The following is an 11,765-nucleotide window of genomic DNA, read 5'->3' as shown; positions in this document are numbered from 1 at the left end:
CAATATAAAAGTTGCTGAAAAAAGACAGATAGCTTTCGAAAAAGTCTTCAGATTTCATTGCAGTATTGGAGCCATTAGCTCAGTTGGTAGAGCATCTGACTTTTAATCAGAGGGTCGAAGGTTCGAGTCCTTCATGGCTCACCATTTCATGCGGATGTGGCGGAATTGGCAGACGCGCTAGAATCAGGCTCTAGTGTCTTTTAAAGACGTGGGGGTTCAAGTCCCTTCATCCGCATTGCCAATCTATTTTGCGGAAGTAGTTCAGTGGTAGAACACCACCTTGCCAAGGTGGGGGTCGCGGGTTCGAATCCCGTCTTCCGCTTAATCATCCAGCGCCCGTAGCTCAATTGGATAGAGCGTTTGACTACGGATCAAAAGGTTAGGGGTTCGACTCCTCTCGGGCGCGCCATTATATAACGGGAAGTAGCTCAGCTTGGTAGAGCACATGGTTTGGGACCATGGGGTCGCAGGTTCGAATCCTGTCTTCCCGACCACTATTCGGGGCCTTAGCTCAGCTGGGAGAGCGCCTGCTTTGCACGCAGGAGGTCAGCGGTTCGATCCCGCTAGGCTCCACTTTGTTATCTTTAATATTCACCATGGCGGTGTAGCTCAGCTGGCTAGAGCGTACGGTTCATACCCGTGAGGTCGGGGGTTCGATTCCCTCCGCCGCTATTAAAGGACCTTTAGCTCAGTTGGTTAGAGCAGACGGCTCATAACCGTCCGGTCGTAGGTTCGAGTCCTACAAGGTCCACCATTGTTACGGAGGAATACCCAAGTCTGGCTGAAGGGATCGGTCTTGAAAACCGACAGGGGTGTCAAAGCCCGCGGGGGTTCGAATCCCTCTTCCTCCGCCATATATTATTTATTATTTTGATCATCGCGGGGTGGAGCAGTTCGGTAGCTCGTCGGGCTCATAACCCGAAGGTCGCAGGTTCAAATCCTGCCCCCGCAACCAAATTCACTCATTAAATGAGGATTGCCCGAAAGGTGCAGCCAAAATGGTCCGGTAGTTCAGTTGGTTAGAATGCCTGCCTGTCACGCAGGAGGTCGCGGGTTCGAGTCCCGTCCGGACCGCCATTTTAACAAAGGCTCGGTAGCTCAGTTGGTAGAGCAACGGACTGAAAATCCGTGTGTCGGCGGTTCGATTCCGTCCCGAGCCACCATTTTACAATTCTATATATTGCGGCGGTTGTGGCGAAGTGGTTAACGCACCAGATTGTGGCTCTGGCATTCGTGGGTTCGATTCCCATCAACCGCCCCATGCGAAATGCGGGTGTAGTTTAGTGGTAAAACCTCAGCCTTCCAAGCTGATGTCGTGGGTTCGATTCCCATCACCCGCTCCATTTGCATATCATGGGCCTGTAGCTCAGCTGGTTAGAGCGCACGCCTGATAAGCGTGAGGTCGATGGTTCGAGTCCATTCAGGCCCACCATGATATTCCGCAGTAGCTCAGTGGTAGAGCTATCGGCTGTTAACCGATCGGTCGCAGGTTCGAATCCTGCCTGCGGAGCCATGGAGAAGTACTCAAGTGGCTGAAGAGGCGCCCCTGCTAAGGGTGTAGGTCGCGTAAGCGGCGCGAGGGTTCAAATCCCTCCTTCTCCGCCATTTTTTCAATAAGGCCCGTTGGTCAAGTGGTTAAGACACCGCCCTTTCACGGCGGTAACACGGGTTCGAATCCCGTACGGGTCATCATGTTAAACTCTGCATCATTTCGATGCGGAGTTTTTTTATATTCAAATATGACATCAGTCAATGTTTAAAAGGAAAATTGTTGAACTTTGTCAATAAAAAGAAGCGCTTTCATTAAAGGGATCAAGCCATATTATCCGAATAAAAGAGTATTCTTTAAATATAGTGGCAGAAAGGATGAAATCAATGGCTGGTGTGAGTGCCTCGGATATTAAAGCGCATCTCTTTCATGAAGGTCGGCTTTATGAAAGCTACAGGTTCTTCGGCGCTCATCAGACGGAACAGGACGGCCGCCAAGGCTTCCGTTTCTGTGTTTGGGCCCCGCATGCGAAGGAGGTTCGAATCGCCGGAACGTTTAACGGCTGGTCCGGTGTCCTGCACCGAATGGAAAAGCGTCATCAGGAAGGCATATGGGAACTGTTTATCCCCGGTATTGGAGAAGGGGAGCTGTATAAATATGAAATGATTACAGCCGCAAATGAAACGAAATTGAAGGCTGATCCTTATGCTTTTTTTTCTGAAGTGAGGCCGAAAACGGCATCGGTCACTTATCAATTGGCCGGATACCAATGGGGCGACCGGAAGTGGCAAAAGAAAAAGCAGCAAAAAGCCGTGTATGAAAAACCGATTTCCATCTACGAGCTTCATATCGGTTCGTGGAAAAAGAAAGCGGATGGACGTTTTTTCACATACCGGGAACTGAGCGAAACGGTCATTCCTTACGTCAAAGAACACGGATTCACACATATCGAGCTGATGCCGCTGACAGAGCACCCGTTTGACCGTTCATGGGGCTACCAGACAACAGGGTACTACAGTCCGACGAGCAGATATGGCGAACCGCATGACTTGATGTATTTCATCGACCAGTGCCATCAGCATGAGATCGGCGTCATTATGGATTGGGTTTCCGGCCATTTTTGCAAAGATGACCACGGCTTGTATTTGTTTGACGGTATGCCTCTGTATGAATATAAACACGAGCATGACAGGGAAAATTGGGAATGGGGGACCGCCAATTTTGACCTCGGAAAACGAGAAGTTCACAGTTTTTTAATCTCGAATGCGTTGTATTGGATCGAGATGTATCATATAGATGGATTTCGAGTCGATGCGGTTGCGAACCTCCTGTATTGGCCAAACCGTCCTCAGCCTGAAGCGAACGGCTTTGCGATCGAATTTATTCAAACGTTAAATGAACAGGTTTTTGCAAAAGATCCCCACTTTTTGATGATTGCAGAGGACTCCACAGACTGGCCGCTTGTGACGCATCCGACCTATGAAGGCGGTCTCGGGTTTAATTATAAGTGGAATATGGGTTGGATGAACGATGTATTAACCTATATGGAAGCTTCCCCAGAACAAAGAAAACACCTGCATCATCTTGTTTCATTCTCCTTAATGTATGCCTACTCAGAAAATTACATCCTGCCGTTCTCCCACGATGAAGTGGTGTACCGCAAAAAGTCTCTGCTTCATAAGATGCCCGGCGATTATTGGCAGAAATTCGCCCAGTACCGCCTGCTGATCAGTTATTTTATGATGCACCCGGGAAAAAAGCTTCTTTTTATGGGCGGTGAGTTTGCTCAATTTGATGAATGGAAAGACGAAGAAGAGCTCGATTGGTTTTTGGACGATTTTGACATGCACCGCAAAGCCCGAATGTTTACAAAGGAGGCTCTACACCTCTACAAAAAAAGCCGTATCCTGTATGAAAATGATCATCGGCAGCAAGGATTCGAGTGGATTGACGTTAACAATGCGGAACAGTCGATTGTATCGTTTATCCGCTATGGAAAACAGCCCGGTGAAGCGCTGATTATCGTCTGCAATTTCACGCCTTCCGTCTATCACGAATATCGGGTCGGCGTCCCTTTTCAAACCGAATATATCGAAGTGCTTAACAGCGATGATGCAAAATACGGAGGTTCACACCAAATCAACCCAAAACGCCTTCAGGCAAGAAAAGGCGTTCTGCACGGCAAACCATACAGCATCAGCATGACAGTCCCTCCGCTGGGAGCTGCGGTTTTCAGAGCAGTCAAAAAGAGAGGAGCGAAAAAGGGATGAAAGAACAATGTGTGGCTATGCTTTTGGCAGGCGGCAAGGGAAGCAGGCTGAATGCCTTAACCAAAAACCTCGCAAAACCCGCCGTTCCATTTGGCGGCAAGTACAGAATCATCGATTTTGCCCTCAGCAACTGCGCCAACTCGGGAATTCATCATGTCGGTGTGCTGACTCAATACCAGCCTCTTTTATTAAACTCATATATCGGAATCGGCGAGCCATGGGATCTTGACCGCAATGACGGAGGGGTCTCCATTTTATCCCCTTATGCTGAAGCGTCGGAAGTGAAGTGGTACAAAGGGACGGCTAGCGCGATTTATGAAAACCGCCATTTTTTAAAGGAGCTTCAGCCTGAACATGTACTCATCCTATCAGGAGATCATATCTACAAAATGGACTACGGAAAAATGCTCGAATACCACGCGGAGAAACAAGCTGACGCCACCATCGCAGTCATTGAAGTCAGCTGGGCAGAAGCCGGCCGTTTCGGCATCCTTCATACGAATGACAAGATGGAGATTACAAGCTTCGAGGAAAAGCCGAAATATCCAAAGAGCAATTTGGCATCAATGGGTGTCTACGTTTTTAAATGGAGCGTGCTTGAAGATGCGTTGGAACGCGATGAAAAAAATTCCGCGTCAAGCCACGATTTCGGAAAAGATGTCATTCCGGCTCTTCTCGAAGAAAATAAGAGGCTGAACGCTTATCCGTTTAAAGGATACTGGAAGGATGTCGGTACGGTCAGAAGTTTATGGGAAGCCAATATGGATCTGCTTGGAGATCATCCTCCGCTTGACCTGTTCGAACGGAACTGGCGGATTTATTCAGTCTCCCCGAATCTCCCGCCGCAGTTTGTTGCCGATCTGGCGGAAATCAAAGAATCGCTCGTCAGCGAAGGATGCACCGTGTATGGGTCGGTCACCCGTTCGGTTATATTTCAGCGCGTTGCCATCGGCAGACATTCCGCCATCAAACGTTCAGTCGTGATGCATGACGTTTCAATTGGAGAGTATGTTGAGATCGAAAATGCCATTGTATCGGCAGGAATTCGAATTCCGGACGGTTTTTGCGCGAAGCCGGAAGATGGCGAAGTCCTGCTGATCACAGAGGAGTATGTCAAAAAACATAAGGTTGTTTAAACAACGCGGAGAGGCGGATGGTGTCAATGAATAATCAAATGTTGGGAATTATTGATGCAGCTGTAAACCAGCACTCTCTTCAGGACTTAACGGCCGGCCGCTCGATCGGAGCCGTTCCGTTTGCAGGAAGGTACCGGCTGATCGATTTTGCGTTGTCAGGCATGGTTCATGCAGGCATTCGGAGTGTCGCTGTATTCTCCAAGTCCCCGTACCGCTCCTTGATGGACCATTTAGGATCGGGAAAAGAGTGGGATTTAAACAGGAAAAGGGAGGGCCTTTTCTTTCTTCCATCTTCACTTCCCCATGATGAGCATGTTGGGCTTGGATCGTTTCGGCAATTTGCGGAGCATCTCGATTATTTTCAAAGAAGCACTCAACAATATGCTGTTGTGGCAAATAGCTATACGGTCGGTCACATTCCTTTTCAAGAAGTGCTCAAACAACACCTTGAATCCGGGTGTGATCTGACTGAAATTTGTCACGAAGGAAAGCCTTTAGGAATGTATGTCACTAAGAAGAGTCTGTTGTGGGAGATGGTTGAAGGGCATTGCCCTGAAGGAGCCCAATCTTTTGAAGAAGTCTGCCGGAAAGAGCGCGGCTCTCTATCCGTCAACAGCTATGAGCACTCGGGATATACCGCCGTGATCGATTCCCCCGAAAGCTACCTTTTTCATAGTTTGAACCTTATTCAGCCTGTGTTTTGGGAGCAAGTCTTTCATATGGGCCAGCCTGTCTACACAAAAATAAAAAACGATCCTCCTGTAAAATACGCTAAAAACAGCAGGGTAAAGCAATCGATTATCGCTAATGGGTGCGTAATCGAAGGTGAGGTTGAGAATTCGGTCTTGTTCAGAGGGGTTCACGTAGGAAAAGGAACAACCATCAAAAACAGCGTTGTCATGCAAAAAACAAGGATCGGAGAAAACTGCCGGCTTGAGCACGTCATCTGCGACAAGGACGTCAAAATCGGCCATCATATCGAAATGTCCGGCACCATGAGCCTCCCTTTCATATTAAAAAAAGGAGCCATACAAGGAGCGCTGATGAACTCTTGAAAGTCTTATTTGCTGTTTCTGAATGTGTGCCGTTTGTTAAATCAGGCGGGCTCGCCGATGTCGCCGGGGCGCTCCCGAAAGAGCTCGCCCTTTTAGGCATAGAAACGGTCGTCATGATGCCGAAATACAGTTTGATTGCGGAAGACGTCAGAAGACGGATGGTTAAAACGGCTGAATGCGAGGTTCGCGTCGGGTGGCGCAGGCAGTTTTGCGGCATTGAACACCTTGAACATGACGGAGTTTCCTATTATTTTCTTGATCATGGGTATTATTTTAATCGGGATTCCCTTTACGGCCATTATGATGATGGAGAGCGGTTTGCTTTTTTCTCGCGGGCTGTTTTGGAAGCACTATACGCGCTGAATTTTGAAGCTGATGTCATCCATACCCACGATTGGCACACAGGGATGGTCAATTATTTATTAAAAGAAGAATATCGAAAAAAGCCGTTCTATCAGCACATGAAAAGCGTATTTACAATTCATAACCTTCAATTTCAGGGCATTTTCCCGAAGGAAGCGGTTCATGACCTGCTCGGACTTGATATTTCCCATTTCACGACCGAAAAGCTCGAGTTTTATGGGAACATTAATTATATGAAAGGCGGCATTATCGCCGCTGATCAGGTGACAACGGTCAGTCCGACGTACCGCGATGAAATCTTGACTCCATACTACGGCGAGCGGCTTGAAGGGGTGCTGTCAGACAAGAAGGATGCACTGACAGGCATTTTAAACGGGATTGACGATGTGCTGTACGACCCTTTAAACGATCCGCACATCGATTATCATTACGATGCCGTCAACCGGGACGGAAAACGGAAAAATAAAGCCGTGATCCAGAAGACATTCGGTCTGCCGGTGAATGAAGACATTCCGCTCATCAGCATGGTGGCAAGGCTGACGAAGCAAAAAGGCTTCGATTTGATCAAGCGGGTATTGCATGAACTGTTTGAAGAAGAAGACATGCAGCTGATCGTTTTAGGAACCGGAGAAGCGGAATTTGAAAATTACTTCCGCTATATGGAGCATGCTTTTCCGGACAGGTGCAAGGCGTATATCGGTTTTCATGAACCGCTCAGCCGCAAGATTTATGCCGCGAGCGATCTTTTCCTGATGCCTTCAAAATTCGAGCCGTGCGGTCTTGGACAGCTGATTGCCCTCAGGTACGGCGCGGTGCCGGTTGTCAGGGAAACAGGCGGGCTTCATGATACGGTGACCGCTTACCGGGAAACAACCGGTGAAGGCAACGGTTTTACGTTCGCCCATTTTAACGCCCATGATATGAAGCATACGATCAAAAGAGCACTGTCATTTTATCACAGGAAAGAAGAGTGGGGCAGGATCGTTCAAAAAGCGATGACACATGATGTCAGCTGGGCTTTGTCAGCCCGTCAGTATCAGCGGTTATACAGCCGGGAGATAAAGGGGGAAGCGCATGTTCTCAAGTAAAGAAAGCTTTAAACAATGCTTTTTGAAACGTGTTGAACGGTTGTGCGGAAAAAGCTTTCGGGACTCTTCAACGCTTGACCAGTATCAGACGCTCGGCATCATGGTCAGGGAACATATCAGCGCAAACTGGATCGAGACCAATGAAAGGAGCCGCTCCAACCAAAATAAACAGACCTATTACTTATCGATTGAGTTTCTCCTGGGCAGACTGCTCGGCCAAAACCTCCTCAATCTCGGGGTTCGTGAGATTGTCAAAGAAGGTCTTACCGAGCTTGGCATTTGTCTTGAAGACATCGAAGAGGCCGAAATGGATGCAGGCCTTGGCAACGGGGGATTGGGCAGGCTCGCGGCGTGCTTTTTGGATTCACTGGCTTCGCTCGACCTTCCCGGGCATGGAATGGGGATTCGCTACAAGCATGGGTTTTTCGAACAAAAAATCGTCGACGGTCATCAAGTCGAATTGCCTGAACAATGGCTCAAACATGGTTACGTATGGGAGATCCGCAACGCCGATCAGGCTGTTTGTGTTCGTTTCGGCGGGCGGGTCAAGATGGCGCAGGAAGGAGGGCGCCTCCGCTTTTGGCAGGAAGATGCGGAAGTGATGACAGCCGTGCCTCACGACATCCCAATCATCGGCTATGAGACCAAGACGGTCAACACCCTTCGGCTGTGGAATGCGGAGCCTTGCTCGCTCCATCATGAACCGAATATTTTGAAGTATAAGCGCGAGACAGAAGCTGTATCTGAATGCCTGTATCCGGATGACACGCATGACGAAGGCAAGATTCTCCGTTTGAAGCAGCAGTATTTTTTAGTATCGGCAAGCCTGCAAAGCATTGTGAAACGCTATAAGAACACTCACCCGTCACTGCATGATTTTCACCAAAAAGTCGCGATCCATATCAATGACACCCATCCCGCTTTGGCGGTGCCGGAATTGATGAGAATTTTGCTTGACGAAGAAAAAATGACGTGGGATGAAGCGTGGCATGTTACCGTACATACGATCTCATATACGAATCATACGACGCTTGCCGAAGCGCTGGAAAAATGGAGGATCGATTTAATTAAACCGCTTCTGCCGAGAATTTATATGATCATTGAGGAGATCAATGAGCGGTTTTGCGGCTGGCTGTGGGAAAAATACCCGGGTGAATGGGAAAGGATCGAAAAGCTTGCCGTCATCGCCCACGGCGAAGTGAAAATGGCCCACTTGGCGATTGTCGGCAGCTACAGTGTTAACGGTGTCGCCAACATTCATTCGACCATATTAAAAGAGCGGGAAATGAACGACTTTTATTCCGTTTTCCCTTTTAAATTCAATAATAAAACGAACGGCATCTCACATAGAAGGTGGCTGTTAAAGGCAAATCCGCCGCTTGCGAACTTGATAACTGAAGCGATAGGAGACAGGTGGCTGAAAGATCCGGAAAGCCTTCTGGATCTTCGTCCATTTGCGAACGATTCCGCGTTTCTCGAGTCGTTTCAGCGCATTAAAAGGGAACGAAAGCAGCTTTTGGCAGACATGATGAAAGGCAGCGTCGGCTTCGCCGTCAACCCTGACAGCATCTTCGATGTTCAAGTCAAGCGTCTCCACGCTTATAAGCGCCAGCTTTTAAATGTGCTCCATATCATGTATTTGTACAACAGGCTGAAGGAAGACAAAGGCTTTGCCATTTATCCGCAAACCTTTATTTTCGGAGCGAAGGCATCGCCGACTTATCATTATGCCAAAAAGGTCATCAAGCTGATCCATTCAGTCGCAGATAAAATCAATCATGATCCGGATGTCAGACATTCGATCAATGTGATCTTTCTGGAAAATTACCGGGTATCAACCGCCGAGCGTATTTTTCCGGCGTCAGATGTCAGCGAGCAAATATCTGCGGCCAGCAAAGAAGCCTCCGGAACAGGGAACATGAAGTTCATGATTAATGGGGCTTTGACGATCGGCACGCATGACGGCGCCAATATTGAAATGCTTGAGAGGGTGGGGACAGAGTGTATCTACACGTTCGGTTTAAAGGCGGATGAAGTGCTGGACTACGCGGAAAAAGGCGGCTATCTGTCAAGGGAATACTATCAGCATGATGCAAGGATCAGACAAACGGCCGATCAGCTGATCAATGGTTTTTTCGAAGGAGAAGCCGGCGAATTTGAGCCGATTTATGACTCGCTGATCGCTTATAATGATGAATACTTTGTTTTAAAAGATTTTGCTTCTTATATTGTAGCGCAGGAGCGGATTCAAAAAGACTACTTGAATAAGCGTCTTTGGGCTGAAAAAGCCGTCACAAACATCGCGCATGCCGGATATTTTTCAAGCGACCGCACCATCCGGGAGTATGCGGACGACATTTGGGAAATTAAGCCGTACCAGCATTGAATTTAAAAACACTAAGCCCCGCTGGTCAGGGGCTTAGTCGTCGTCTTCAGTATAAGGATCCTTTTCATAAGCCGGGAGATCGCCGAAAGAGGTCATGATGCCTTCTTCATCAAGCAGGTCTTCATATTTTTCGTGTTCTTTCGTCGGATAGACGGTAACATCTTTTCCGGTAATGTCTGTTGCGGCATAGTTTTCGTAATCTTCCACATATCCGAGCGGCTCTTCATACTCCATGTACATCTGGCTGTATGACAGAGGCGGAACGGCCAGATCTTGAGGCGTTTCCGAATTGCCGTAGCGTTCGACATCCTGGTAAGCGTCCTCTGAATCGTATGCGACATTTTCATCGTCCTCGTCTTGTTCAAAATGTCCAAACGGCGGGTTCAGCACTTCTTCCTCAATCGGCCGATCTTTTGAAACGGAGACGGTTGACGAATGTTCACTGCACGTCGTTGCGGTTGGAAGTACGGACAGCCTTTCATACGGGATGTCCTTTCCGCATACTTCACAGCGGCCGTATGTTCCTTTTTCGATCATGGCTAAAGCATGTTCGATATCGTGTAAATGCTCTCTTTCATGTTCAAAAAGGGCAAGGTCTTTTTCGCGTTCGTACAGTTCTGTACCTTCATCTCCTGGATGATTGTCATAAGCCGAAAGATCGCCCGTCGAGTTGAACGGGTGCGTCGCATCGATGCCAAAATGTCCGTTTTCTTTAAAGCGGCTGATGATCTGTTCTTTTCCGGCTTTCAGTTCATTTTCGAGTTTTGTCAACTGTTCTTTTGTTAGCACATGCATCGCCTCGTTTCTTTAAAGTGCTCGCGTTTTTAGTATGAACGAATTCAAACAGAACTTTCATTGTAAATAAAAGCAAAAAAAAGAGCCGTATAGGCTCTTTTTTTAAAAAACGTACTGAATAAGCAGGGCGATGGCGAGCAGAAGGCCGAAAAAGGTGTTCGTCTGCGCAGTCGATTTCATGGCGACCATCAGTTCTGCCGGCTTTTCTTTTGCCTTGAACTCCTGGATGGCTTTAATCGGTTTAGGCAGGCTTAAAAGAACGAGGCAGCTCCACAGAGAAACGATCTCAAAGCCGATGTATATACCGATCAATATATAGGAAACAGCAAAAACCCAGCTTAAAATCTGCACGGCGTTTTTTCTTCCGGCCAAAATCGGAAGCGTCTTCCTTCCGTTTTCTTTATCTCCGACCAAATCGCGGATATTGTTGGAAAGATTGATGCCTCCGACTAAAATCGTAATCGGAAGGGAGATCAGAAAGACGTTCCAAGTCAGCCCGCCGGTTTGAATATAGTATGAAATCAGGATGATGACCATTCCCATAAAAACGCCTGACATAATTTCACCAAACGGCGTATAGGAGATCGGAAACGGCCCGCCCGTATAAAGATAGCCGACGGCCATGCAAACCAATCCGATCAGCGCAAGCCACCAGCTTGAAGAAGCGCAGATGTACACGCCGAGTAAAACGGCTGCTCCAAACAGTCCGTATGCCAGGTATAAAACCGTCTTCGGTTTCATTCCATAGCGGACGATAGCGCCTCCGATGCCGACCGAGTTTTCATTATCAAGTCCTCTTACAAAATCAAAATACTCATTGAATAAGTTCGTTCCGATTTGAATCAATATTGATGCGGCCAGCATAGCTAAAAACAGCCAGATGTCAATTTTCCCCGATTCAAGGGACATCACGGTCCCGAGCGTTACAGGGACAAAGGCGGCTGTCAGTGTATGGGGTCTTGTTAACATCCACCATACGCGCCATTTTTCCGGCTTTATTTCAGAAACACTCCCTGAAAGTGATTGATGCTGCATAAAGTATGACTCCTTTAGTTTTAATACGTACACGTCCATACTAAGTTTAGAAAAAGTTAAAAAAGGTGTCAATATAATGGGTGATATTGTTAGAAAAAAAGCGGCCGTCCTGCAATTCGAAAATAATAAATGACCTTGTCTTTTTCAA

7 protein-coding genes and 18 tRNA genes are annotated in these 11,765 nt (G+C 47.6%); 23 read left to right on the top strand and 2 right to left on the bottom strand.

Going from position 1 to position 11,765, the window contains the following annotated elements; genetic code table 11:
* The first annotated feature begins 68 nt into the window (after positions 1 to 68).
* The 23 genes from TRNA_RS37560 (at position 69) to TRNA_RS37450 (ending at position 9,787) form a co-directional block, all read left to right on the top strand.
* A tRNA-Lys gene (locus tag TRNA_RS37560) sits at positions 69 to 144 on the top strand.
* Positions 145 to 150: 6 nt separating this feature from the next.
* Positions 151 to 235, top strand: a tRNA-Leu gene (locus TRNA_RS37555).
* Positions 236 to 250: 15 nt separating this feature from the next.
* Positions 251 to 322: transfer RNA gene (locus TRNA_RS37550), tRNA-Gly, on the top strand.
* A 10-nt stretch (positions 323 to 332) separates the two neighbouring features.
* Positions 333 to 409 (top strand) — tRNA-Arg (locus tag TRNA_RS37545).
* 8 nt (positions 410 to 417) lie between these two features.
* Positions 418 to 494: transfer RNA gene (locus tag TRNA_RS37540), tRNA-Pro, on the top strand.
* 6 nt (positions 495 to 500) lie between these two features.
* Positions 501 to 573 (top strand) — tRNA-Ala (locus tag TRNA_RS37535).
* A gap of 25 nt (positions 574 to 598) precedes the next feature.
* Positions 599 to 672, top strand: a tRNA-Met gene (locus TRNA_RS37530).
* A 5-nt stretch (positions 673 to 677) separates the two neighbouring features.
* Positions 678 to 754, top strand: a tRNA-Ile gene (locus TRNA_RS37525).
* A 7-nt stretch (positions 755 to 761) separates the two neighbouring features.
* Positions 762 to 854 (top strand) — tRNA-Ser (locus tag TRNA_RS37520).
* Positions 855 to 878: 24 nt separating this feature from the next.
* A tRNA-Met gene (locus TRNA_RS37515) sits at positions 879 to 955 on the top strand.
* 45 nt (positions 956 to 1,000) lie between these two features.
* A tRNA-Asp gene (locus TRNA_RS37510) sits at positions 1,001 to 1,077 on the top strand.
* A gap of 10 nt (positions 1,078 to 1,087) precedes the next feature.
* Positions 1,088 to 1,163: transfer RNA gene (locus tag TRNA_RS37505), tRNA-Phe, on the top strand.
* Positions 1,164 to 1,185: 22 nt separating this feature from the next.
* A tRNA-His gene (locus TRNA_RS37500) sits at positions 1,186 to 1,261 on the top strand.
* An 8-nt stretch (positions 1,262 to 1,269) separates the two neighbouring features.
* Positions 1,270 to 1,343: transfer RNA gene (locus tag TRNA_RS37495), tRNA-Gly, on the top strand.
* Positions 1,344 to 1,355: 12 nt separating this feature from the next.
* Positions 1,356 to 1,432: transfer RNA gene (locus tag TRNA_RS37490), tRNA-Ile, on the top strand.
* 6 nt (positions 1,433 to 1,438) lie between these two features.
* Positions 1,439 to 1,513 (top strand) — tRNA-Asn (locus TRNA_RS37485).
* 1 nt (position 1,514) lies between these two features.
* A tRNA-Ser gene (locus TRNA_RS37480) sits at positions 1,515 to 1,605 on the top strand.
* Between the two features lie 12 nt (positions 1,606 to 1,617).
* A tRNA-Glu gene (locus TRNA_RS37475) sits at positions 1,618 to 1,689 on the top strand.
* Between the two features lie 186 nt (positions 1,690 to 1,875).
* A complete protein-coding gene (gene glgB / locus TRNA_RS37470; RefSeq protein WP_009329438.1) occupies positions 1,876 to 3,759 on the top strand; it encodes a 1,4-alpha-glucan branching enzyme in 1,884 nt (627 codons plus the stop codon).
* A complete protein-coding gene (locus TRNA_RS37465; RefSeq protein WP_003184656.1) occupies positions 3,756 to 4,895 on the top strand; it encodes a glucose-1-phosphate adenylyltransferase in 1,140 nt (379 codons plus the stop codon). The genes glgB and TRNA_RS37465 overlap by 4 nt, the downstream gene beginning before the upstream one ends.
* Positions 4,896 to 4,921: 26 nt before the next feature.
* On the top strand, positions 4,922 to 5,950 hold the full coding sequence (locus tag TRNA_RS37460) for a sugar phosphate nucleotidyltransferase (RefSeq protein WP_009329436.1): 1,029 nt from the start codon (positions 4,922 to 4,924) through the stop codon (positions 5,948 to 5,950).
* Positions 5,947 to 7,401: a glycogen synthase GlgA gene (glgA, locus tag TRNA_RS37455; protein ID WP_009329435.1), complete on the top strand. Its 1,455-nt coding sequence runs from the start codon at positions 5,947 to 5,949 to the stop codon at positions 7,399 to 7,401. Before TRNA_RS37460 ends, glgA begins: the two co-directional genes overlap by 4 nt.
* Positions 7,388 to 9,787 carry a glycogen/starch/alpha-glucan phosphorylase gene (locus TRNA_RS37450; protein ID WP_003184651.1) on the top strand — a complete coding sequence of 800 codons (2,400 nt, stop codon included), beginning with the start codon at positions 7,388 to 7,390 and terminating at the stop codon, positions 9,785 to 9,787. Before glgA ends, TRNA_RS37450 begins: the two co-directional genes overlap by 14 nt.
* A 33-nt stretch (positions 9,788 to 9,820) precedes the next feature.
* Here the strand turns inward: TRNA_RS37450 and TRNA_RS37445 are convergent, their stop codons facing one another.
* A complete protein-coding gene (locus TRNA_RS37445; protein WP_009329433.1) occupies positions 9,821 to 10,576 on the bottom strand; it encodes a TraR/DksA C4-type zinc finger protein in 756 nt (251 codons plus the stop codon).
* Between the two features lie 108 nt (positions 10,577 to 10,684).
* Positions 10,685 to 11,617: a 1,4-dihydroxy-2-naphthoate polyprenyltransferase gene (locus TRNA_RS37440; protein ID WP_003184647.1), complete on the bottom strand. Its 933-nt coding sequence runs from the start codon at positions 11,615 to 11,617 to the stop codon at positions 10,685 to 10,687.
* Positions 11,618 to 11,765 lie beyond the last annotated feature (148 nt).

Origin of the sequence: Bacillus licheniformis DSM 13 = ATCC 14580 (assembly GCF_000011645.1) — a bacterium.
Lineage (GTDB): Bacteria > Bacillota > Bacilli > Bacillales > Bacillaceae > Bacillus > Bacillus licheniformis.
This window is presented reverse-complemented; position numbering and strand designations above follow the sequence as displayed.